The organism is Streptosporangium sp. NPDC006930 (assembly GCF_040635605.1).
GTDB lineage: Bacteria > Actinomycetota > Actinomycetes > Streptosporangiales > Streptosporangiaceae > Streptosporangium.
This window is the reverse complement of the sequence record NZ_JBEYID010000012.1, coordinates 83,148-105,862: the sequence shown is the minus strand read 5'-3', so window position 1 is coordinate 105,862 and position 22,715 is coordinate 83,148. Positions and strand designations below refer to the sequence as shown.

Annotated in this window: 21 protein-coding genes; 15 read left to right on the top strand and 6 right to left on the bottom strand. The window is 69.7% G+C overall.

The genetic code is table 11. The features are described 5' to 3' along the window. The first annotated feature begins 105 nt into the window (after nt 1–105). Nucleotides 106–1,881 carry a hypothetical protein gene (locus ABZ664_RS21795; RefSeq protein ID WP_362512612.1) on the top strand — a complete coding sequence of 592 codons (1,776 nt, stop codon included), beginning with the start codon at nt 106–108 and terminating at the stop codon, nt 1,879–1,881. Between the two features lie 156 nt (nt 1,882–2,037). On the opposite strand, the gene ABZ664_RS21790 is transcribed toward ABZ664_RS21795, so the two are convergent. The 3 genes from ABZ664_RS21790 to ABZ664_RS21780 all read right to left on the bottom strand — a co-directional run bounded on the left by ABZ664_RS21790 (nt 2,038) and on the right by ABZ664_RS21780 (nt 3,807). Further along, nucleotides 2,038–2,667, bottom strand: coding sequence for a DUF6879 family protein (locus ABZ664_RS21790; RefSeq protein ID WP_362512609.1), 630 nt, complete (start codon nt 2,665–2,667; stop codon nt 2,038–2,040). Then, on the bottom strand, nt 2,660–2,929 hold the full coding sequence (locus tag ABZ664_RS21785; RefSeq protein ID WP_362513013.1) for a hypothetical protein: 270 nt from the start codon (nt 2,927–2,929) through the stop codon (nt 2,660–2,662). Before ABZ664_RS21785 ends, ABZ664_RS21790 begins: the two co-directional genes overlap by 8 nt. Nucleotides 2,930–3,483: 554 nt before the next feature. Next, nucleotides 3,484–3,807: a hypothetical protein gene (locus ABZ664_RS21780; RefSeq protein WP_362512606.1), complete on the bottom strand. Its 324-nt coding sequence runs from the start codon at nt 3,805–3,807 to the stop codon at nt 3,484–3,486. Nucleotides 3,808–4,077: 270 nt separating this feature from the next. Between ABZ664_RS21780 and ABZ664_RS21775 the strand changes: the two genes are divergently transcribed. The 10 genes from ABZ664_RS21775 to ABZ664_RS21730 all read left to right on the top strand — a co-directional run bounded on the left by ABZ664_RS21775 (nt 4,078) and on the right by ABZ664_RS21730 (nt 16,242). Then, nucleotides 4,078–5,163, top strand: coding sequence for a LacI family DNA-binding transcriptional regulator (locus ABZ664_RS21775; RefSeq protein WP_362512603.1), 1,086 nt, complete (start codon nt 4,078–4,080; stop codon nt 5,161–5,163). Continuing rightward, nucleotides 5,160–6,410 (top strand): sugar ABC transporter substrate-binding protein, encoded by a 1,251-nt coding sequence (locus tag ABZ664_RS21770; protein ID WP_362512600.1) that lies wholly within the window; start codon nt 5,160–5,162, stop codon nt 6,408–6,410. The genes ABZ664_RS21775 and ABZ664_RS21770 overlap by 4 nt, the downstream gene beginning before the upstream one ends. Nucleotides 6,411–6,412: 2 nt before the next feature. After that, on the top strand, nt 6,413–7,360 hold the full coding sequence (locus ABZ664_RS21765; protein ID WP_362512596.1) for a sugar ABC transporter permease: 948 nt from the start codon (nt 6,413–6,415) through the stop codon (nt 7,358–7,360). Next, nucleotides 7,357–8,238 (top strand): carbohydrate ABC transporter permease, encoded by an 882-nt coding sequence (locus ABZ664_RS21760; RefSeq protein ID WP_362512593.1) that lies wholly within the window; start codon nt 7,357–7,359, stop codon nt 8,236–8,238. The genes ABZ664_RS21765 and ABZ664_RS21760 overlap by 4 nt, the downstream gene beginning before the upstream one ends. A 145-nt stretch (nt 8,239–8,383) precedes the next feature. Continuing rightward, entirely contained in the window at nt 8,384–9,868 is a 1,485-nt protein-coding gene (locus ABZ664_RS21755) for a glucoamylase family protein (protein WP_362512590.1), read from the top strand. A gap of 114 nt (nt 9,869–9,982) precedes the next feature. After that, nucleotides 9,983–11,806, top strand: coding sequence for a hypothetical protein (locus ABZ664_RS21750; protein WP_362512587.1), 1,824 nt, complete (start codon nt 9,983–9,985; stop codon nt 11,804–11,806). A 239-nt stretch (nt 11,807–12,045) separates the two neighbouring features. Next, nucleotides 12,046–12,681, top strand: coding sequence for an RNA polymerase sigma factor (locus ABZ664_RS21745; RefSeq protein WP_362512584.1), 636 nt, complete (start codon nt 12,046–12,048; stop codon nt 12,679–12,681). Beyond that, nucleotides 12,674–13,858 (top strand): CU044_5270 family protein, encoded by a 1,185-nt coding sequence (locus ABZ664_RS21740; RefSeq protein WP_362512580.1) that lies wholly within the window; start codon nt 12,674–12,676, stop codon nt 13,856–13,858. The genes ABZ664_RS21745 and ABZ664_RS21740 overlap by 8 nt, the downstream gene beginning before the upstream one ends. Before the next feature lie 50 nt (nt 13,859–13,908). Beyond that, entirely contained in the window at nt 13,909–14,451 is a 543-nt protein-coding gene (locus ABZ664_RS21735; RefSeq protein ID WP_362512577.1) for a hypothetical protein, read from the top strand. A 321-nt stretch (nt 14,452–14,772) separates the two neighbouring features. After that, nucleotides 14,773–16,242 carry a PepSY domain-containing protein gene (locus tag ABZ664_RS21730; protein ID WP_362512573.1) on the top strand — a complete coding sequence of 490 codons (1,470 nt, stop codon included), beginning with the start codon at nt 14,773–14,775 and terminating at the stop codon, nt 16,240–16,242. Between the two features lie 100 nt (nt 16,243–16,342). On the opposite strand, the gene ABZ664_RS21725 is transcribed toward ABZ664_RS21730, so the two are convergent. Then, entirely contained in the window at nt 16,343–17,146 is an 804-nt protein-coding gene (locus ABZ664_RS21725; RefSeq protein WP_362512570.1) for a helix-turn-helix transcriptional regulator, read from the bottom strand. Between the two features lie 185 nt (nt 17,147–17,331). On the opposite strand from ABZ664_RS21725, the gene ABZ664_RS21720 reads away from it, so the two are divergent. The 3 genes from ABZ664_RS21720 to ABZ664_RS21710 all read left to right on the top strand — a co-directional run bounded on the left by ABZ664_RS21720 (nt 17,332) and on the right by ABZ664_RS21710 (nt 18,236). Beyond that, nucleotides 17,332–17,610, top strand: a complete 279-nt coding sequence (locus ABZ664_RS21720) for a type II toxin-antitoxin system Phd/YefM family antitoxin (RefSeq protein WP_362512567.1) — start codon at nt 17,332–17,334, stop codon at nt 17,608–17,610. Then, complete coding sequence (locus ABZ664_RS21715) at nt 17,607–17,882, top strand: type II toxin-antitoxin system RelE/ParE family toxin (RefSeq protein ID WP_362512564.1); 276 nt, start codon at nt 17,607–17,609, stop codon at nt 17,880–17,882. The genes ABZ664_RS21720 and ABZ664_RS21715 overlap by 4 nt, the downstream gene beginning before the upstream one ends. Before the next feature lie 117 nt (nt 17,883–17,999). After that, nucleotides 18,000–18,236: a hypothetical protein gene (locus ABZ664_RS21710; RefSeq protein ID WP_362512562.1), complete on the top strand. Its 237-nt coding sequence runs from the start codon at nt 18,000–18,002 to the stop codon at nt 18,234–18,236. Nucleotides 18,237–18,278: 42 nt separating this feature from the next. Here the strand turns inward: ABZ664_RS21710 and secA2 are convergent, their stop codons facing one another. Together secA2 and ABZ664_RS21700 are read right to left on the bottom strand one after the other, a co-directional pair. Further along, complete coding sequence (gene secA2, locus ABZ664_RS21705; RefSeq protein ID WP_362513010.1) at nt 18,279–20,480, bottom strand: accessory Sec system translocase SecA2; 2,202 nt, start codon at nt 20,478–20,480, stop codon at nt 18,279–18,281. 264 nt (nt 20,481–20,744) lie between these two features. Continuing rightward, a complete protein-coding gene (locus ABZ664_RS21700) occupies nt 20,745–21,929 on the bottom strand; it encodes an EamA family transporter (protein WP_362512559.1) in 1,185 nt (394 codons plus the stop codon). 412 nt (nt 21,930–22,341) lie between these two features. Between ABZ664_RS21700 and ABZ664_RS21695 the strand changes: the two genes are divergently transcribed. Then, entirely contained in the window at nt 22,342–22,707 is a 366-nt protein-coding gene (locus tag ABZ664_RS21695) for a VOC family protein (protein ID WP_362512556.1), read from the top strand. Nucleotides 22,708–22,715 lie beyond the last annotated feature (8 nt).

The window sequence follows — 22,715 nt, the reverse complement described above, 5'->3', positions numbered from 1 at the left end:
GCTCGGATTCTCCGGCTCGCTGAACAACCAGCGGTATTCGAGCTTCCATAATGCCCCTCAAGCCTCTGAAAATACGGCAGGAAAACCAAGCTAAGATCGCATCTCGTGCTTTCGGATAATCTATGGCGGATTATTAGAATTGGGGTAGTAGGGCTGGTTCTCGCGGCGGCGGTCGCGGGCCTGCTGCTCGGCGACGCCTGGCTCTGGGTGGCCGTCGAATGGTCGCCGCCGGCCTATGGGGAGTTCTACGGGCGCGACGGGTTCGACACCCCGACGACCGTGGTGCTGCTCGTGGCCGCCCTGGTGAAGGCCGCGCTCCTGTGGCTGATCCTGCGTGCTCCCGCGCCGGGACCGCTGGACCGCCGAGAGAAGGCACTGCGCCGACTGCTGTATCTGGCGGTGGCGTACACCCTCGTGCTGTGGTACCCGATCGTGCTGATCCCCGGTGCGGCCAACACGGCATTCCAGCTCGTGCTGTGGACCGCGGTCGACGTCCTCTACCTGCTCGTCATCCGCTGGCGGTCCCGCGTGCTGCGCGCGGTGGCCGGAGCGATGTTCGCGGTCGAACTGGCGGGGATGGCCAACCAGCTGCTCGACGAACTCGACCTTCCGGAGTTCGGATCGGGCGGCATCGCCGAACTGGGCCTGCTGCTGGGCGGAGTGGCGGCGACCGTCATCACGGTCATCGGGCAGCGGCGCGACGGCCGGTGGAGTCGCGGCACGCAGGTCGCCGGGTGGTTGTCGGTGGGCGTCTACGCGCTGGTGATCCCGTTCAACATGCTTTTTGCGGGGATCGCCGACGGCGGTCCGGTGGTGCCGATCATGATGGACGCGGTCGGTCTCGTCAGCGTCGTGTGGATCGCGGCGACCGCCCGTGAACTCTCCACCGAGGGCCATCCGGCGGACCTTCCGCCCGCGCGGTGGCGCGTGATCCGCGTCGCGGTGACGGCCGTGGCCGTACTGCCGATCATCGCGATGATCCACCCGGAGCAGACCCCGCACCTCACCCACACCGGCTGGTCGATGGACTGCTACGACCGGCGCAACTTCGGCGACCTGAAACCCGCGGAACGCGACGCCGAGTTCCTGTGCCGGGCGCGGAGCACAGAGGGCGGAGTCTCGCCCATGTTTCCCGACAGCCTGTCGGACCAGGGGGTCCTCGCGTACGGGCGGGCGCTGTGCCGCGCGAAGGACCGCGAAGAGCAGGAGGCGATTCTGACGCGGGCCGGGAGCGCACGGCCCGCGTGGGGCGCGGACCCGTGGGACCTCGTCTACGTCTGCCCGGAGATCGTCGGCGCGACCCATCCCGATCTGCTGCGGTCGACCGCGGAGAAGGAGGCGGCGAACACCGCCTACATCGCCGAGGAGAACGCGAAGTGCCGCGACCCGTGGCCCCGGACGAAGGGGGTCGTCCAGGCCTCGGCCACGTACTTCCTTTTCGCCGACGGCGATCACGGCTATCTGGTCCACGACCCCGAAGACGAAGCGGGCGAGAAGGAGGCGGAGCAAGCGACAGACGAGCTCTACGACGACGGAGCCCTCATCGGGGCGGTCGGCAGCTCGGTGCTCGTCGGGCACGTCGAAGACGTCATCGATCTGTGCCTCACGGTGAAGGCTTTCCGTACCGCGCCGCCGCGGCGGACAGCCGGGTGGGATCAGGTTACCGAGGTGCCGGTCGTCAGCCGCAGCGGCCGGCTCACCGTGCCGGAGATGGGCGAGGGCGGAGAGGTGGGCGCGGGTGCCCCTATGCCGAACCTGGCGATCGCGGGGAAGGGCCGCTACCGGCTCCGTGTCTACGTGCGGGTCGGTGATGTGGGGGAGGAGCACCTGGTCGTCGTGTTCCCGGGGGCGTCGAAGAAGAGGCTCAAGCTGAAGCCGTGAGCGGTGGTGAACGGTCAGTTCTCATGTGTTTGCCGTGGTCGTGGAAGTGAACCCCGCCACTGACATCTCTGGCCTGTACGACATCACGAGAGGACCCTGACAGCTCGGAACGCGAACCGCCGGAGTGCTCTTCTTCCTCTCCGGTCTTTCTGACGTCTACTCCGTCTTCGGCTGGGGCGAGTGAAGATGGACCAAATCGCGGTCGAAGTAGGAAATCACATCTTCACCGGCCTCATAGAGGTTTTCGATGTATTTCTGCCAACTTGCGATGAAGCCGGGATCGGTGTAGCGGACCGCGCCGTCCGGGACACCGGTCGCGGTGTAGAGGACGTAGTAGAGGGTCTGCCCGCCTAGGATGACCACTTCCGGCAGTGGATCGGTCTTCTCCAGGGCCTGTACCCTTTCCACGCCGATCACACGGATCCTCTCACCGCATTCGGCGCGGATCCGCAGAGAGTGCAGCTCCCATCGCATATACGGTGTGAGTGGCGTCTCGACCACGCGTACCCGGTGAAAGAAGGAGCCGCGACGTTCGTCCTCCCGGGTGAGCGCGAGCAGGTCGTCCCGCCTTTCGTCGAGAAGCCGCAGCGCCTCGTCCCAGTCGCCTCGGCGAAAGGCGTCACGACTTGGACTGCCCTGCTCCTCGAAGTGCTGCCGCCGCTCGAACTTCCAGGAGTCATGATTGCGAATCCGCGCGTCCCGTTGCCGGAAGTCGCGTCTGTAGGCTTCCCTGACGAGTTTCTCGCCCTGTGGGGGAACGGGGAAGGGGGCGCCGGGATCAAGCATCGGGGATGTCCGCCTTCGCCGCGCTGAGCATGATGCCCGGGATGACGACCAGGCGCTCATCCGGGGAGAGGGACACGCCTTCCGGCAGGTGAGGGCCATAGGCGGCCGTGAGGTCCCTGCCGATCACCGCGATGTCACCGTTGCTGAGTTGCCAGATGTCTGGGCATTCGTCACGGCCGTCCGAACGATCCAACTCTTTGGCGGACTTTCCTAATCGCCGCTCGAACAACGCGGAAGGGTCGGCTTCCCAGGAACGAGCCATGCCCGCCTCCACTCGGCTTGGCTGAGCGTTTCACCTGTGCGGAGCATATGTCGGACGCTTCTCCGGGACAACGGAATGGGAAAACCGACACGCGGAAACAGCCGAAAGAGCAAACGGTCGGCCGAAACGGGGGTAAAGCGGGCTGAGTGAAAAGTGTTCTTCGTGCCACTCCGCCGATTCTCGATGCGCAGGGTTACGACGGTTCGACGCCGAGTCGGGGTCGGGCGGGGGGTGTCAACCGGATGTGTGCCGCGACAGCCCTTCCGGATTCACGCTATGGCCGCATGTTCCGACATCCGGTTTGTCGATGCTCGATTCCGGTGATCGGCGGACTCCGGAGACGTCAGGAACATAATGGTATGAACGGTGCACGCAGTACTTTCTTCCCGGGATTCTCATATTCCTGAGAAGGGGGCGAAAGTATCGAGGTCATGACTGTTGACCTCATAGGCGGCGCCCGGGTGATCGATCACGGCGGGCTCACGGCCGACCGATATGAGCACAGGCCGGCCCGGGTGCAGGTGAGGTGTGATCGCTGTCTTTGTGGAGGACGGTCAGTCCGTGTCCTGCGCTTTGTGTGGCTTCGGGGCGCCGAAGGTGATGCCGCCCTCGATATCCCTCGCCTGCACCGCGCTGCCGTGCACGGTGCCGCTGATCTCGTTGTGCACGCCACCCGGTTCGGGTTGGGCCGCTTCCGGGCGTGAGGAGACCGTGCCGTAGATCGCGAGACCCAGTCCCAGCAGTCCGACGAAGGCCCCAAGAACGCTGGCGAGCTTGTCGGCGCGATCCAGGCCGACCGCGATGAAATACCATCCCAGCGCGGCCAGCGCCCCCAGCGCCACGGCCACCCCCGACCAGGTCAGTGCGCGTCTCGACATGCGTTCAGTGTCGGCCATGTCGCACGGCGGCGAAAGCCCGTGCTGTCACGCCCTCGGGACAGGTCGCGGGGTCGTCGGCCGGTTCGACGACGGTGTCACGGTGCTCACGACGGTCGATGTGGCACCGTGCTTGTTTGGTAACGGTGATGTAACAGACCTTTACCGGTGATTACGTTCGGTGGTTGACTCCGAGCATCCACTGTAAGCGCTTCCACCTTCAGTCGTCATTGAGTGTAAGCGCTTCCACTAGGCAGGGAGATCGGACGACAGGTGGCAAACAGCGACGAAGGTCAGGGTGCGACCATCTACGAGGTCGCGCAGCGGGCGGGCGTCTCCATCGCCACCGTCTCCCGGGCTCTGCGCAACACCGGACCCGTCTCGGCCGGGACACGCGAGAAGGTGCTGAGGGCGGTCGAGGAGCTCAGCTTCACCCCGAGCCGCCTCGGTGTCTCCCTCGCCCAGGGCCGCCACGCGGCCAACGGGATCGTCTTCCCCGACCTGTCGGGCCCCTACTTCGCCGAGGTCCTCCTCGGCTACGAGGAGGTGGCCTCCGAGCTCGGCCGTTCCGTGCTCATCCTGTCCACGCGCGGGCGGGCCGCCGTACAGGACCTGGTCAGGGACCTGGTCGGCAGGGTGGACGGCATGGTGATCTTCGGCAGGACCGTAGAGGACGCCGTGGTGGACGAGATCGTCAGGAGCAGGACGCCGCTGGTCCTGCTCGCACGCGCCCCCGTCGAGCGGGCCGACGCGGTCTGCAGCGAGAACACCGCCTCGGCCGAGGCGCTCACCGCCCACCTGCTCGGCCACGGTTACTCCACCTTCGCGATGGCCGGGGACGACGACGGGGGCGACGTCACCCAGCGCTGGACCGGGGTGAGACGGGTCCTGTCCGACCACGGGATCCGGCCCCCCGAGCCGTTGCCCTGCGAGTTCACCGTGGAGGGCGGGTACGAGGCGGGGCGGACCCTGCTCGCGGGAAAAGCGGGAAAAGCGGGAAAAGCGGGGAGGGCAGGGAAAGCAGGAGGAGCGGGAAGAGCCGGTGGAGCGGGCCGGCCGCAGGCGGTGATCTGCGCCGACGACCAGGTGGCCCTCGGCGTCATCCTGGCGGCCGAGGAACTCGGCCTCGACGTGCCGGGCGACGTGGCGGTCACCGGCTGGGACGACATCATGGCCGCCCGCCACGCCAGGCCCGCCCTCACCACGGTGCGCCAGCCCATGCGCCTGCTCGGCGCCAGTGCCGCCCGCGCGCTGGACGAGCTCATCAGAGGCACCCGTACCGTCCCGAAGTCCGAGATTCTCCCCACCCAGCTGATCGTCCGATCCAGCTGCGGTCCTCACCCCCTGGAGGAAAAGTGAAGAAGTACGCCGTCGGGATCCTCGCGCTGGGACTGGTACTCGCCGGGTGCGGCCGGAGCGGGGAGGGGGCCGCGGAACAGGCGAGGGAGGTCGACACCGGCAAGGCCACCGGGGAGGTCACGGTCTGGGCGATCGGGGCGGAGGGGGAGGCGCTGGGCGCCTTCGCCAAGGACTTCGAGACGGCGAACCCCGGCATCACGATCAAGGTGACCCCGCTCGGCTGGGACGTCGCCCACGACAAGATCACCGCGGCCATCGCGGGGAACGCCACCCCCGACATCACCATGCTGGGCAGCACCTGGATGGGTGAGATGGCGAAGACCGGCGCCCTCGACCCCACCCCGGCCGACCTGATCGACAAGTCGGCGTTCTTCCCCGGCGCGTGGGGCACGGTCGAGGTGGAGGGGACCGCGTACGGCGTGCCCTGGTACGTCGAGACCCGCGCGCTGTACTACCGCAAGGACCTCGCTTCGAGGGCGTCGGTGAAGCCGCCCGTCACCTGGGAGGAGACCACCGCCTTCGTGAAGGCGCTCAAGGAGAAGGGCGGCGCCTCGCTCGGCGTGGAGCAGAACTTCCGGCAGGGCTCCTGGCAGGAGGTGCTGCCGCTGGTGTGGCAGGCGGGCGGCGAGATCGTCTCCGACGGGAAGTGGACGCTGGACACGCCCGAGATGGTCAAGGCGCTCAAGCAGTACGGCTCGTTCTTCGAGAGCGGGCTCTCCAGCACCGACCAGCCGACCGGCGCCTTCCCGCAGACGTTCGTCAAGGGGAAGGTCGGCGCCTTCTACTCGGGGCCGTGGATGATCGCGGGCCTGGAGAAGGAGGGTGGCGACGGCTTCGGGGACAAGTTCGCCGTCGCGCCCTACCCGAAGGGCAGCGCGGGAGGTCCCAGCCTGGTCGGCGGCAGCGACATGGTGGTCTTCAAGGACGCGAAGAACCGCGACGCGGCCTGGAAGTTCCTGAGCTGGCTCGTCGACCCCAAGGTCCAGGCCACCTGGTACACCAAGGTCAACGCGCTGCCCAGCGTCGAGGCCGCCTGGCAGGACCCCGCGCTCACCGCCGACGAGCGGGTCACCGTCTTCGGCGAGCAGCTCAAGGACGCGAAGGCCGTACCGGCCGTCCCGACCTGGGAGCAGGTGGCCAAGGTGATGGAGACCGAGGTCGAGAAGATGGCCCTGGGCAAGCAGACCGCCGAGGAGACGGCCAAGCGTGTCCAGGAGCAGGCCGAGACCATCGGGACCGGGGTCTGACCATGGTGGTCAGCGAGCGGGTGGACTCGCGCGAGTCCACCGCACCGGCCCCCGCCAGGCAGTGGAGACCCCGGGGCGGATTCCGCCGCACCGGTCTGGCCTGGATCTTCGTGACGCCCTTCGTCGTGATGTTCGCGGTGTTCTGGGCGGGGCCGCTCCTCGTCGAACTCGGCATGAGCTTCACCGACATGCGCAGTACCGACGTGCGCGACCCCCTGGCGGTGAACCTCGTCGGGCTCGACAACTACCTGCGGCTCTTCGACGACGAGCTCATGCGCCAGGCGGCGCTGAACACGCTGATCTTCGTGGTGACCGCGCTCCCGCTCACCATCGCCCTGGGTCTGGGCGCGGCCGTGGCGCTGAACTCGGGGATCGCCCGGCTACCGGCCGCGTTCTTCAGGCTCGGCTACTACCTGCCCTACGTCACCAGCATCATCGGCGTCGCGGTGGCCTGGAGGTTCCTGCTCGAACCCGACGCGGGACTGGTCAACCAGGTGCTCGCGGCGGTGGGCGTGGACGGCCCCCGCTGGCTCGCCGACGAGAACCTGGCGCTTCCCGTGATCATCGTCATGACCGCCTGGCGGAGCTTCGGCTTCGACATGGTCGTCCTGCTGGCCGCACTGCAGGGCATTCCCAGGGAGCTGTACGAGGCGGCGGAGGTCGACGGGGCCGGGCGCTGGGAGCGTTTCCGCTCCATCACGCTGCCGATGCTCCGTCCGGCGCTGCTGTTCTGCACCGTCTACAGCTCGATCGGGTTCGCCCAGTTCATGGAGGAGCCGCTGGTGATGACGAGGGGAGGCCCGGCGGGGGCGACCACCTCGGCCTCGCTCGCGATCTACAACCAGTTCGGCTCGGGCAACTACGGCTACGCCGCCGCGGCGGCGAGCGTGCTGTTCACCGTGATCGTGGCGCTGGCGGTCCTGCAGTTCCGGGTCGGGAGGTCCAGATGACAACCGCTTCGGGTCGTAAGGCCCCCGCGAGAGGCCAGGCTTCCGAGAGGCCGGGGCGCGGGGCCCTGGTGAAACGCCGCTTCTCCACGTACGCGCTGCTCAGCGCCGGGCTCGTGCTCGTCGTGCTCCCGTTCGTCTGGACGCTGCTCACCTCGTTCAAGCCGGAGAGCGAGATCAGGCGGGATCCGCCGGAGTTCCTGCCGACGCAGTGGACGCTCGGCAACTACGGCGAGCTGCTGGAGAAGATGAACATCACGCAGGTGTTCTTCAACAGCGCGGTGGTGGCCCTCGCCACCGTCGCGGGCAACCTGCTGTTCTGCTCGATGGTCGGATACGCCTTCGCCAAGATGGCCTTCCGCGGCAAGAACGTGCTGTTCGCGCTGGTCCTGACGCAGATGGCGCTGCCCGCCATCGTGGTGATGATCCCGCAGTTCGTGCTCATCGCGAAGCTCGGCCTGGTGAACACCTTCCTCGGGATCATCCTGCCCGGCCTCGTCACCCCGCTGGGCATCTTCCTGATGCGCCAGTTCATCGCGGACATCCCCGACGAGCTGATCCACGCCGCGCGGGTCGACGGCGCCAAGGAGTTTCGGATCTTCTTCAGGATCGTGATGCCGCTCTGCAGGCCCGCCCTCGCCACGCTCGGCCTGATCACCTTCCTCGGCTCGTGGAACAACTTCCTCTGGCCCGCGGTGGTGGCCCAGAGCGAGGACAAATACACGCTGCCCGTCGCACTGGCGATCTTCAACGGCTACCAGGGGACCCAGTACGGGCTGCTCATCGCCGGGGCGGTGGTCGTCGTGCTGCCGGTCCTCGTCCTCTTCGTCTTCCTGCAGCGCTTCTTCACCCAGGGCATCGCCTCCACCGGACTCAAGTAATCCACGTAAGGAGCCCCCCGTGCGTCGTCGTCACGCGGCCGCCCTGGCGGCCTGTCTCGCCCTGATCGCGGCAGCCCCCTCTCCCGCCTCGGCCGCCCCTTCCCCCGCCCCCTCCGCGTCTCCCCTCCTATCCCCTGATCTCCCCTTGACAACGTCGACACCTTCGACGGCTTCGGCGGCGGGGCGGCAGCGGGAGGTGCTGCGCCGCTACGCCGCCGACACCTGGAAGTCCATGGTCGCGATGGCCGACCCGGCGACCGGGCTGCCCTCCGACAAGATCGACGGCTCGCTCGCCCCCGGCACCCGCGCCAAGGTGACCTCGCCGACCAACATCGCCACCTACCTGTGGAGTACGGTGGCCGCCCGCGAGGTCCGCCTCATCTCCAGGGACGAGGCCCGGCGCCGCGTCGCCACAGCGCTCGCCTCGACGGCGAAACTGGAGCGCCACGCCCCGACCGGACAGTTCTACAACTGGTACGACCCGCGCACACTGCAGGTCGTGCGCACCTGGCCGGAGGACGGCTCCGTCGTGCAGCCGTTCCTGTCCAGTGTCGACAACGGCTGGCTCGCGGCCGCCCTCATGATGATCCGCAGTGCCGTTCCCGAGGCCTCCAAGCAGGCGGGGGCGCTGCTGAGTGGCATGGACTTCGAGTCCTACTACGACCCGCAGGCCCGGCCGGACGCGGGCACCGGGCTGCTGCGCGGCGGGTTCTGGCCGGAGAAGCCCACCGGCTGCTCGGTCGAGAGCGACTACAACGACTCGGGGACCACGGTCCACTCCACCTGCCACCACTACGGCGCGCTCACCGAGGCGAGGATCGCGAGCTACGTCGGCATCGCCCTCGGCCAGCTCCCGCCCCAGCACTACTACGGCATGTGGCGAACCTTCCCCGACACCTGCGACTGGTCGTGGGCCGAGCAGAAGCCGGTCGGCACCTGGCGCACCTACATGGGCGTCAACGTCTTCGAGGGCACGTACGGCTACCGGGGCATGCGCCTGGTGCCCACCTGGGGCGGCAGCATGTTCGAGGAGCTGATGGTGACCCAGCTCGTACCGGAGGACGTCTGGGGCGCCAAGAGCTGGGGCCGCAACCAGCCCGTCTACATCGCCGCCCAGATCGAGCACGGCATGAACGAGGCGAAGTACGGCTACTGGGGCTTCTCCCCGTCCAACGACCCCGCCGGGGGCTACCGCGAGTACGGCGTGGACGCGATCGGCATGGACACCCCCGGCTACACTTCCGACCAGGAGCGCACCTCCGTCGACTACGGGTTCGAGGGATGCCGCGAGGGGCAGCCGGAGCCGGAGTCCTACGGCGACGGCGTGGTCACCCCGCACGCGTCGTTCCTCGCGCTGCGCCACACGCCCGGCGCGGCCCTCGACAACCTCGCCAGGCTCAGGGCGAACTTCGACGCCTACGGGCCGGGCGGCTTCTACGACGCGGTCGCCGTACGCAGCGGCAAGGTGGCCAAGCAGTACCTTGCCCTCGACCAGGGAATGATCATGATCGCGCTCGGCAACGCGCTCGCCGACGACAGCCTGCGCCGCCACTTCGCGACCCGCGACGTCACGGCGAAGCTCGCGCCCGTCCTGCGGCAGGAGGAATGGGCCGTCGTACCTCCCAAGTGACCGTCGTGCCTCCCAGGTGAATCGTGCCGCTCACGTGCGTTGCTTCTCGCGCGTGAGCCGTACGCCACCGCGCACACCCACCCCACCCACACCGACCATCGGGGAGACGTATCCATGAGCACGGCCGACGCCGCACGCCGAGACTGGCAGGCCCGCATCTACCGGGCGTCGGGGGAGGTGACCGCGGCCGGACGGATCGAGGTCACCGCCCCCCGGGGACTGCGCGCCGACAGCGGAGGCGGGCAGGTCACGCTGGCCTGGGAACCGGTGGCCGGGGCCATCGGCTACCTCGTCCACCGCGCGCCCGCCGAGGCGGGGCCGTACACCTCGACCAAGCAGCGCGACGTCGACGTACCGGCCGTGCCGGATCCGCGCTACGTCGACACGCGCGGGGAGCCCGCCTGGTACAGAGTTGCCGCCGTCACCACGATGGAGCGGACCGGCCCCTTCACCGAGGCGGTGTTCGCCGCGCCGCTCGCCGAGCCGGGCGCGACGGTCCTGCGGGTCGACGCCTCGACGAGCACGCGGCCCCTGCCCAGGCCGTGGAAGTACATGATCGGCTCCGAGCACCTGTCGTACATGCTCTCCGCCGACACCGTGGGCGGCCGCCCGATCGGCCCCGAGCTGACCGAGGCACTGTGGACGACGCGGGAGGAACTCGGCGTCGAGACCGTGCGCGCCCACGCGATCCTCTGCGACGACCTCGGCGTCTACCGGGAGGTGGACGGCAGGCCCGTGCACGATTTCACCCGGGTGGACGAGGTCTACGACACGATCACCGCGTTCGGCATGCGGCCGATCGTGGAGCTGTCGTTCATGCCGCGAGACCTCGCCTCCGACCCGTCGAAGACGGTCTTCGGCTACGAGGCGATCATCTCGCCGCCCAGGGACTACGACCGGTGGGGCGACCTGGTCCGCGACCTCACCCGCCACCTCGTCGAACGGTACGGCCTGCGCGAGGTGGTCGACAACTGGGCCTTCGAGGTGTGGAACGAGGCGAACCTGGAGGTCTTCTGGAGCGGCACGCCGCAGGAGTTCTTCCGGCTGTACGACGTGTCGGCGGCGGCGGTCAAGGACGTCCACCCCGACATCCGCGTCGGCGGTCCGTCCTCGGCGGCGAACGGCTGGGTCCAGGAGCTGATCGACCACGTGGACGCCTCGGGCGCGGCGCTCGACTTCGTCTCCACCCACACCTACGGCAACGCCCCGCTCGACTGGCGGCCCGTCCTGGAACGGCACGGCCGCGAGGGCACGCCGATCTGGTGGACGGAGTGGGGCCCCACCCCCACGCACTTCCACGGCATCGGCGACGGGCCGTTCGGGGCGACGTTCCTGCTGCACGGGATGAGGTCGGCGGCCGGGCGGGTGGACGCGCTCTCCCACTGGGTGGCCTCGGACCACTTCGAGGAGCTGGGCCGCCCACCGGCGCTCTTCCACGGCGGGTTCGGCCTGCTCACGGTCGGCAACCTGCGCAAGCCCCGCTACCTCGCGCTCACCCTCGCCGACCGCCTCGGCGAGGACGAGCTCGCCTGCTCGGCCACCGGTGACGTCGCGGGAGTCGAGGTGTGGGCGGCGCGCTCGGCCACCGGCGCCGTCGGGGTGCTGGTGTGGAACGGCACCCTCGACCAGGACAGGGCCGGCGGCGCGGCGATCCTGTCACGCGAGGTCACCCTCACGGTCGAGGGCCTGACCGAGGGGGAGTACACGGTCGGCCACCACCGGATCGACGAGCGGCACTCCAACATCCGGGCGGTATGGGCGGAGATCGGCGGGGGTGCCGACTGGCCGGCGGGCGGGCAGTGGGAACGGCTCCACGCCGCGAACGGCCTGGACGAACTGGAGCCCGCCCGTACCGTCCGCGCGGAGGACGGGACCCTGCGGCTGGAGTTCACCCTGCCGATGCCCGCCGTCTCCTACCTGGAGTTCACCCTGGCGTGATGCGGGGATGCCCGCTGTCTCCTACCTGGAGTTCACCCTGGCGTGATGCGGGGATGCCCGCCGTCTCCTACCTGGAGTTCACTCCGGTGTGACGGGTACGCGCGTCCGCCCTCCTCGCGCTTCGAGGGCGGGGGACCGGTCGCCCTCACTTTCGGCGGGATCGCCGGGTCGCTTTCGGGAACCGCAGGCACGCGGGAGAGCAACAACGGGTGTCCTGACCGAGAGCCGAGAGGCCGGATATGAGCGAAACGAGCCGGACCCGGACGGGGGCGGGCGGCACCTTTCCCGCCGACGAGGTGGAGGTCGACGACGCCTCTCTCATCGGGCGGTCCCTGCGGGAGCCGGAGGTGTTCGCCGCGGTCTTCCACCGGCACGCGCCCGACATCAAGCGCTACGTCATCCGGCGGCTGGGAGCCGACGCGGCCGAGGACGTCGTGGCGGACACCTTCCTGGCGGCGTTCCGGGGGAGGGAGGGCTACGACCTCTCGCAGCCCGGTGCGCGCCCGTGGCTGTACGGCATCGCGACCAACCTGATCAGACGGCACAAGCGTGTCGAGGTGCGGCGGCTGCGCGTTCTCGAACGGACCGGCGTCGATCCGGTGACCGTTCCGTTCACCGAGCGCAGCGACGAGCGGCTGAGCGCCGACGCCGTGCGGCGCAGGCTGGCGGCCGCCCTGGCGCGGCTGCCCGCGGGCCACAGGGACGCGCTGTTGCTGGTGACCTGGGGCGGCCTCACCTACCCGGAGGCCGCCCGGGCGATGGGCGTCCCGGTGGGCACGATCCGGTCCCGGGTCAACCGGGCGAGAGGCAAGGTGCGCGAGGAACTCGGCGGGATCGACCCCACGTCCGTCAGCGAGGAGACCGTCCATGGATGAGATGACCCAGGTGAACCGGTTGCGCTCCGAGGTGCCCCGGCCGGGTCCGGCGGAGTTGCGCGCCGAGGAGTCGCGGCTGCTGTCGGAGATCGCGGCCCTCGGCGCGGCGCCGACGGCGCCGACGACACGGACGACACCGCCCGCACCGCCCGCCCGCCGGGTACGCCGCCCGGCGAGCCTCACCAGGAACCTCGGACTGAGTCTCAGGACGAGTCTCGCGGTGGGGGCCGGGGCCGCGGTGGTGGTGGGACTCGGGTTCGTCGGCGCCGGCTCGTTCCTCCAGGCGGGGTCGCTCCTCCAGCGGGAGAAGACCGTCCAGATGTCGCCCGTGGCGATGTCGGCGGTTCTCCAGCGGGCCGCCGACGCGACGAGCCTGCGGGACGAGCTGCACCCGAGGCCGGGGCAGTTCCTCGCCTACGAGTTGCAGGTCATGTTCCCGGTCAAGCTCAAGGAGGGCGGGAAGGACGTCCGCTACCTCGACCGCAGCCGGTTCAAGGTGTGGCTGCCCGTCGAGGGTTCCCCCCTGGACGGCGGGGTCATGACGAGCGAGCACCTGGAGCCGAGACCGTTCCCCGGGGAGCCGCTGCCTGCCGAGGCCGAACGGCGGAAGGGAGGCGTCGGGGCGCCGTCGAAGCTCACCGGTTACGACATCCGTCCCGACCACCAGCGCACCGACTACGTCTCGCTGAGCCGGTTGCCCACCGATCCCGAGGGGATGCGCGAACACCTCTACCGGGGACTAGGAAGCGATCTCCTCGCCGACTACAGGGCGTGGGGGAGCGTCGGCTCGATGATCACTCAGGCGTACCTGCCGTCCGCCCAGCGAGCCGCGCTGTTTCGGGCGGCGGGGACGATCCCCGGCGTCGAGACCGTCGACGAGGCCGAGGACGCCGCCGGACGCAGGGGGGTCGCGGTGGCAATGGTCAACAGGCTCGGCGGGGTGCGGCACGAGTACATCTTCGACCCCGTCACCTACCTGTACCTGGGTGAGCGCGTCGTCGTGGTGGACGAGAGCGTGGCGGGAGCGCCCGAGGGCACCCTGCTGAGCTCGACGGCGCAGCTGAAGGTAGAGGTGGCCGACCGCGCGCCCGAGGTGGCCGCACCCGCTCGACGCCTGAATAGCGCAGATCGCCCAATCGCGACACGCAGTCCGGGAGGTATTAATCCACACTTTTAATCATGGAACAAGGGGGTGGCGAATCCGCCATTCTCTGCCACCATTGCCCCATGCACGCCTTCCGTCTTGTTCGCGCCGCGGTGTTCGCGGTCGTGTGCGTGACGGCGTCGCTGGTCATGCACGTGCTGGCCGGAGGCAGCCCGGTGGGGCCGGGTGTGCTGGTCTGGGCGGTGCTGCCGACCGCGGTGGGCGCGTTCGTGCTCGCCCGGCGGCGGCGTGGTTTCGGCATGTTGCTGGGGGCGAGCTTCGCCGCCCAGTACGGCATGCACCTGTGGTTCACCTCCGGCGCGCTGCCACCGTCGACCGGGCATGAGCACGGCGCCGGTGGCCTGTCCACCGGCCTGTTCATGGTGCTGGTGCACGCCGTGATGGCGTTGCTGTCGGCCCACTGGCTGGAGCGGGGGGAGCGCGGTCTGACCACGCTTCTCTTCCTGCTCTTCGCCTCGCTGCTCACCCTGCTGCGGTGGCACGCGCCCGTCGCCCGCCGCGTCACCCTCTCCGCCGTGCCCGATGACCGGGTCTCACCGGTCGCCCGGCTGCTTGCCGCCGCCGTCTCGCGCCGCGGGCCGCCCGCTCCCTCGCACGCCGTCTGACATCGGGCCGTCGCGCCCGGACGCCGCCGTGCCCTGCCGGGCCCGCGCCTCCGAGCGCCGCACCTTCCCCGACCGTGGATCGTCGCGCCGTCGCGCCCTTCCCGGCCGGTGAGCCCGAGCGCCGCCCCGTCGGCGCCTGACGGCACCCGCAGGTTCCTGTCTCCCCCATGCCATACGGGCCCGCGAGCCCGGCTCCCACCATGCCCTCCCGCTGGTGAGAGCCGGAATTCCGCCTGCCCCGCGCTACGCCGAACTGAACCTCACACCGCGGTGACGCGTACCTGACGGTGCGCGCGTTCCCTGCGAACGGAGAGCCTCCCCATGACATCCGATGTCGACATCCCGCCCGCGGCCGACCCGGCCGAACCGGCCGGTCCGTCCCCGGCCCCCGCCCCCGGGGTGCCCTCCACCTGGGCGACGCTGCGCTCGCTCCTGCTCCGCCTGCACTTCTACGCCGGAATCCTCGTCGCCCCCTTCCTGCTGGTGGCGGCGACGACCGGCCTGCTGTACGCCGCCTCCTTCCAGTTGGAGAACATCGTCCACTCCAAGGAGCTGACGACCTCCGTACCGGCCGGGCAGCAGCGGCTGCCCCTCACCCAGCAGGTCACCGCCGCCACCGCGGCGCATCCCGAGGGAACCCTCGCGCTCGTACGGACCCACGACGAGCCGGACGCGACGACCCAGGTGCTGCTCGACGTGCCCGGTCTTCCGGAGAGCACCCGTCTCGCGGTCTTCGTCGACCCGTACAACGGCGAGGTCCGCGGGGCGCTGGAGAGCTACGGCAGCTCGGGCGCGCTACCCGTGCGAACCTGGATCTCCCAGCTCCACCGTCACCTGCACCTGGGCGAGCCGGGACGCGTATACAGCGAGATGGCCGCCAGCTGGCTGTGGCTGGTCGGGCTCGGCGGCCTTGTGCTGTGGCTCACCCGCCGTCGCCGCGCCGGACAGCGGCTGCGCCGCGTCGTCGCTCCCGAGCGCGGCGCCCGCGGCCTGCGCAAGACCCTCTCCTGGCACGGCTCGGTCGGCACGTGGGCGCTGGTCGGCCTGCTCGCCCTCTCGGCGACCGGTCTGACCTGGTCGAAGTACGCGGGAGCCAATATCGACGTGCTGCAGACCTCGATCGGCTGGTCCACCCCGTCGCTGCCCGTCTCCGGTGGTCACGGCGACCACGGTGGACACGCCGCGGGGCAGGAGGCGGCCGCCGCGCCGGCCGCCGACGCCGACCAGGTCGTTCAGGCGGCGGCGGGCAAGGGCCTGTCGGGACCCCTGGAGGTCGTCTGGCCGGCCGAGTCCGGCAAGCCGTACGTCGTCAAGGAGGCGGACCGCCTCTGGCCGCAGCGCAACGACCAGGTGGCGGTCGACGCCGCCACCGGCCAGGTGAGCGCCGAGCTGCGCTTCGCCGACTTCCCCATCGGGGCCAAGCTGACCCGCTGGGGCATCGACGTGCACATGGGGGTGCTGTTCGGCCTGGTCAACCAGATCGTCCTCGCCGTGCTCGCGATCTCGCTGATCTCGGTCATCGTGTGGGGCTACCGCATGTGGTGGCTGCGCCGCCCGACCCGCGGTTTCGGCACCCCCTACGGACGCGGCGGCCTGCGGCGGCTGCCCCTCGCCGTCGCCCTGCCCCTGGCGGCCGTGGCGATCGCGGTGGGCGTGTTCCTCCCGCTGCTCGGCATCTCGCTGCTCGCGTTCCTCGTGATCGACGTCGTCCTGGGCAGGATCGCGGCGTCGCGTGCGGGGAAGGTCGAAGTCGGCGAGTCCGACGTGTCCTCAGCCGGAATCCCCGGCTGAGGACACGTCGAAGACCTTCCAGGACCCGGACCGGCCGAGACCGGATGACATCGGTCGGCGGGGGTGTGGCGTGGGGCGCACGCCACACCCCCGCCCCCGGTCAGTCGGGGTGGTGCTGGTGCTGCAGGTAGGCGGCGGTCTCGGGGTTGGCGGGGAAGTAAGCCTCGATGGCGAGTTCGGCGACGGTGATGTCGAGCGGAGTACCGAACGTGGCCATGGTGCTGAAGAAGGCGAGCTCCCGGTAGCCGCGGCGCAGCCGCAGGGGGATCACGATGTCACCGGGGCCGGGGCGGTCTATCTCCGGCTCCGGCTGGTCGCAGGGATAGTCGTCGAGCTCCTTCCAGAGCGCCGCGAGGTCGGGGTCGGCGGTGAGGCTCATCTGGCGGCGGAGCCGGTGCAGGAGGTGGGCACGCCACTCGCCCAGGTTGATGATCCGCTGAGCCATGCCCTTGGGATGCAGGCTCAGCCGCATCACGTTGACCGGGGGGACGAGGAGCTCCGGCGCGACCCCGCGCAGCAGCAGCCCGGTCGCGGCGTTGCGGTCGATGAGGTTCCAGTGCTGGTCGACGACGACCGCCGGGTACGGTTCGTGCCCGCTCAGCACCTGCCCCAGTGCCTCCCGTACGGACGCCATGTGCGGTGAGTTGAGCGGCGTCTCCGAGTAGAGCGGCGCGAAGCCACCGGAGAGCAGCAGGTGGTTGCGCTCGCGAAGGGGGAGTTCCAGCTCCTCCGCGAGGCGCAGGATCATGTCCCTGCTCGGTTTGGACCTTCCGGTCTCCACGAAGCTCAGATGCCGGGTGGAGATGTCCGCCTGGATCGAGAGGTCCAGCTGGCTCATACGCCGGCGCTCCCGCCACTGGCGCAGGAGCTCACCTACCGGCCGGGACGCGCTGGTGGTGGTCATGCACGTCACGATAACCGGGAGAGTGCAGTGAAACCATTACCGCGCGCGTAACGCACATCATGATGTCCAGGACCTGAAGCCGAGGCTAATTTTTCCTGGAGGAACCGAGTCTCGCGGGGGAACCGGACCGTTGGAGGAACCGGATCGCCGACCATCGCGACCCCGGAATGGCTAGAATTATGTACATGACTGTTCTTCCGCTCGCGGACGCGAGAAACCGGCTCTCCGGCATCGTCGAGTCCGCAGTCAGAACCCATGAGCGATTCGAGATCACCCGTAACGGTCTGCCCGCCGCCGTGCTGCTCGCCGCCGACGACTACGAGACGATGCGCGAGATGATCGAGATTCTCGCCTCGACGGAGACGGTGGAGGCCATCCGCGAAGGGCTCGCCGACCTGGAGGCGGGACGCGTCTCCTCCCCCGAGGAGGTGGAGGCCGAACTCCGCCGGACCGGTCGTCTGTGAGCGGGCGGTACGAACTCAGCCTCACCCGCCGCGCGAGGCAGGATCTCGCCGAGCGGCTACCGGCGAAGATCGTCCCAGCGGTCTGGGAGTTCATCACCGGCCCGCTTCTGGACAACCCACGCAGGGTCGGCAAACCTCTCGACGAGCCCCTCGCCCCGCAGTGGTCGGCGCGCAGGGGCGACTACCGGGTGCTCTATCTGATCGACGACGGCACGATCGTGGTCCAAGTGATCACCATCCAGCACCGATCGGACGCCTACCGATCCCGCTGAGAGGTGACTTTGGCTGGTGGTCGCCCGGTCCCGGGTGCCCCTGCGGCATATGGACCTCGACCTGCTCACGGCTTTTGCGCATGACTTGGAAGACGTGTTCGGAAAGGGATGGTTGGAGTGATCGGTGCACCCCTGCGGCTCACCACGAAGGCCGTGCGTAAGACCGATTACTGGATCGCACTCCCGGTGGACGCCCCCATCGAGGGAGGGGTTTCCGGTGACACCCTCGTGGAACTGTACGAAGAAGTGGAAGCGGCCAAGCACTTCATCCTCGATGTCCCTCCGGAGGCCGAGATCGTCGTGACATACCTGTACGAGGTGGCCGGTGTTCCGCCCACGGTGCTCGACGCCTGAAGGGCGGCCCTCACCGGTGTGAAGGCCGCCCCCGAAGAGGCCTCAGCGGTGGCGGACCTTGGTGGTGAGGCGGTTGAGGATGCGGTCCCACTCGGTGCCGAAGGGGTTGTCCTGGACGAGGTAGGTCCAGGTGGCGGTGGGACGCTTGAGGCCCGCGCCCTCGAGGTCGAGGCCGTCCGCGGTCACCGTCGCGGCCTCGAAGGTCTCGACCGAGCGTGACTCGACCTCGGCCAGCAGGCGCTGGTAGGCGGGGATGGCGTCCTTGTGGAACTCGTCGATCGGGTTGAGCCGCCCGAGGACCCGCAGGTGGATGCCCTCTCGCAGCTCTCCCAGATAGGCCAGGTGGTCGGCCCAGCCGCGGTCGAGGTGGAAGAGCACGATCTGGCGGGCCGCCTCGTGCAGCACGTCCTCCTCGACGCTCTCCCGAAGCTCCGCCCACCGCTCGGGCGCCGCGGCGGCGAGGGCCTCACCGGCCACCCGCTCGCGCAGGACCCGGTCGCGGCGCTCCAGCAGCTGGCCGCGCTGGCGCTCAAGCAGGCGGGTGTAGCGCCAGGTGTTGCGGTGGATCTCCATGTTGACGCCCTCGGCGACCCGCTGGGCGTGGCCCACCAGGGAGTGCTCGGGCACGCCCTTGGCGTACTCGTCGGCGACGTAGTGGGCGATCAGCTCGTCCTCGCCGCTGACGTAGAAGACCGAGCCGCCGGGGTCGCCCTGGCGGCCCGCGCGCCCGCGGAGCTGGTCGTCCAGTCGGCTGCTGGTGTGGCGGCCCGAGCCGATGACGTACAGGCCGCCGAGCTCGTCGACGCCCTCGCCAAGGCGGATGTCGGTGCCGCGCCCGGCCATCTGGGTGGAGACGGTGAGCGCGCCGCGCTCCCCGGCGCGGGAGATGATGGCCGCCTCCTCGGCGTCGTTCTTGGCGTTGAGGACCACGCACTCCAGCCCGCGCCCGCTCAGGGTGAGCGCGAGGCGCTCGGACTCGGCCACGTCCATGGTGCCGATCAGGATCGGCCGTCCGGTGGCGTGCACCTCGACGATCTCCTCGACCAGCGCGAGGTCCTTCTCCATCCGGTACTCGAAGAGCCGGTCGGGCTCGTCGGTCCGCACGCACGGCCGGTTGGAGGGGATCACGGCCACCTTGAGGTCGTAGAACTCCCGCAGCTGGTCGCCGACCGCGACCGCGGTGCCGGTCATGCCGCACTTCTCCGGGTAGCGGGTGATCAGCGCCTGGACGGTGATCGAGTCGAGGATCTCACCGGTCTCCGACGGCGAGAGCGCCTCTTTGGCCTCCACCGCCGCCTGCAGCCCGTCGGGCCAGCGCTGCAGCAGCGCGACCCGGCCCCGCGAGGGGTTGATCAGATGCACCTTGCCGTCGCGGACGATGTAGTCGACGTCCTTGGTCAGCAGGGCGTGCGCGTGCAGGGCGAGGTTCACCTCGGTCAGCGTGGCCGGGGTGTCGTAGAGGTCGAGGTCGAGCGCCTGCTCGACGGTGTCGATGCCCTTGCTCGTGAGGTGGACGTTGCGCGCCTGGTCGTCGAGCTCGTAGTGGTATCCCTTGACCAGCTGCCTGACCAGCACGGCCATCTCCGGAACCGCGTCGCCGGGGTCGGCGGCACCGGCGAGCACCAGCGGCACCCGGGCCTCGTCGACGAGCACGGAGTCGGCCTCGTCGATCACCGCCACGGCCGGCGGGGGCACGATCAGGTCGTCCACGGAGGTGCTCAGCCGGTCGCGCAGCACGTCGAAGCCGATCTCGCTCACCGAGCCGTACGTCACATCCGCCGCGTAGGCCGCCCGGCGCTCGGCGGGCGTGGAGTTCTGCCCGATCCAGCCGCTGGAGACGCCGAGCGCCTCGTACAGCGGGCCCATCCACTCGGCGTCACGCTGGGCCAGGTAGTCGTTGACCGAGATGACGTGGACGCGCTTGCCCTGCAGGGCGTATCCGGCGGCGGCCATCGCGCCGGACAGGGTCTTGCCCTCGCCGGTCGCCATCTCCGCGACGTTTCCCGACAGCATCGCCAGCATGCCGACCAGCTGCACGTCGTAGGGGCGCAGGTCGAGCGTGCGGCGCGCGGCCTCCCGCACGATCGCGCAGAACTCGGGGAGGTCGTCGACCGAAGGCGCGGGCAGCTCGTCGAGCGCGCGGATCCGCTCCTCGCGGGTCCCGGCCTCGGCGACGACCCGCTCGAACTTCGAGAGGTCGATGGTGCCGGGGCGTTCCAGGAAACGCCGGAAGAGCTGGGTAATCGAGGCCACGTTCCCTCCAACGCCCGGTTCCGGGCTCGCGTTCCGTCTCTTCGCACATTGTGGTGCAAAGATCGGCCGTTCAGGATCGCGGTGCGTCCACCAAACTTTCGGGGCACCGGCGACTTGTTGCGCTTTAGCATGATAAGTCGGACGCGATTTTAGCCAATACACCCCAACAAAAGGCGGCCTTCGGGGTGACCCGGGGCGGTCAGGGGTGCCGCGAGGGTCCCGTACGGATTGCTGGTACGAGACCCTCGCGGCTCCTCACGCGGCTACACCGGCACGATCACCTCTCTCCTTCAGGGCGAGCAGGGCGACCGCGCCGAGCAGCAGGACGCTCCCGCACACCGCCGCCGGGGTGAGCCGCTCGCCGAGCAGCAGAATCCCCAGGATCGCCGCGCCCACCGGCTCCACGAGGGAGATCACGGCGGCCGTCGTGGCGCGTACTGCGACGAGACCGGTGAAGAAGAGCCCGTAGGCGAGGGCCGTCGGGACCGTACCCAGGTAGACGACGACCGCCCAGGAGGCGAGCGGGTCACCCGAGGGCAGCAGCCCCTGGCCGAGCGCGACGGGGAGCAGGCAGAGCCCGCCGACGACGAAGCCCCCCATCGCGGTGGCGTACGGCTCGTCGGGGGAGGCCCGGTTGAGCAGGGTCACGCCCGCGTACCCGGCCGCCGACAGCAGCGCCCAGCCGATACCGGCCGCGGAGAAGGTCGCCGACCCGCCGTCGAGCGTGAGCATGGCCAGGCCGGTCAGGGCGATCGCGACCGCGCCCGACCCGGTGGCGCTCAGGCGCTCACCCAGCAGCAACAACCCGCCCGAGGCCACCAGGACGGGGGTGGCGCCTATCGTCACCACGGTCGCCACGGCCAGGCCCGATTCGGCGATCGCCGCGAAGTAGGCCGTCTGGTAGACGGCCATCGCCACGCCGGTGACCAGGATCCGTCGGAGCATCGGGCCCCGCCGGGCGGGACGGGCCCGCCGAAGGACGGAGAACGGTCCGTTGGGTCGGGTTTCTTCGGCGGCCGGGTTCCATGTGGCGGGCCGGGGGGTGGTGAGTGGTTGGGACTGTCGGGTTTCTTCGGCGGCCGGGTTCCATCCGGTGGGACGGTCTCGCCGGTCGGTGACGAGCGGTTCGGCGGGACGGGTCCGTGGGGTGGTGGTGAGTCGTGCGGTGCGTTGAGTTTTTCCGGGGGTCCGGTTCCATCCGGTGGGACGGTTTCGCCGGATGGTGGTGGGCGTTTCGGTGGTACCGGGCCTTCCGAGGCCGAACAGGAACCTGGCCAACAGGAGCACGGCCGCTCCGGCGGCGAACCGCCAGAAGGAGACGGCGACGGGGCCGAGCCCGCCCGTCTGGTGGAGCAGTGCGCCGGCCGCGCCGCCGGTGCCCCAGGCGGTCGCCGCGATGGACACGTACAGCAGGCCCCGCCGTACGGAGACATGCGTCATGGAGATCTCTCCAGATGAGGTGGTCGTCGTCAGGTCGCACGTATGCGGACGGCAAGCACCCACCGGACCGCTCGGGTCCGGTCGTCAGGAGAGAAGGGCCGCCCGCTAGAGGGCGGGGGGCGGGGAAATGATCGGAAGCACGGAGCAACCCTAGCCAGCCACCCATGCGGCGGCCACTGCTTATGGGCCCGCTGTCTTTCACGACGGTCACCACCTGTGGGACAGGCGTCCTTCGCGGCGGGGACCGCTCATGGGCCGGGCGCCGGTCACGGCGGGCATCACCTGTGGGCCGGACGCTCTTCGCAGCGGTCACCGCTTGTGGATCAGGTGCCCCACGGCGGTCACCGTCACGGATGGAGATGTCCCGGCAAACGTGACAGCAGCTGACAGGTATGGGCGAGACGATCGCTCCATGACTGCCAAAGCGCAATTCATCGCCGTGACCATTGACTGCGCCGAGCCCAGGCGGCTCGCCGAGTTCTACGCGACCGTCCTCGGTTACGAGGTTCAGTATGCGGAGGACACCTACGCCGGCATCGGCGACGGCACGATGAGCATCTACTTCCAGCAGAACCTCGACCGCAAGCCGTCCACCTGGCCCGGCCCCGACAAGCAGTTCCACCTGGACGTCCGCGTCCCCGATCTGGAGGAGGCCGTCAGGGACTACCTGGAACTCGGAGCCACCCGCCCCGACTTCCAGCCGGGCGAGGGAAAGTGGGTCGTGCTCGCCGACCCCGAGGGGCACCTGTTCTGCGTCTGTCCGCCGAGCGGTCAGTGACCGCCGGC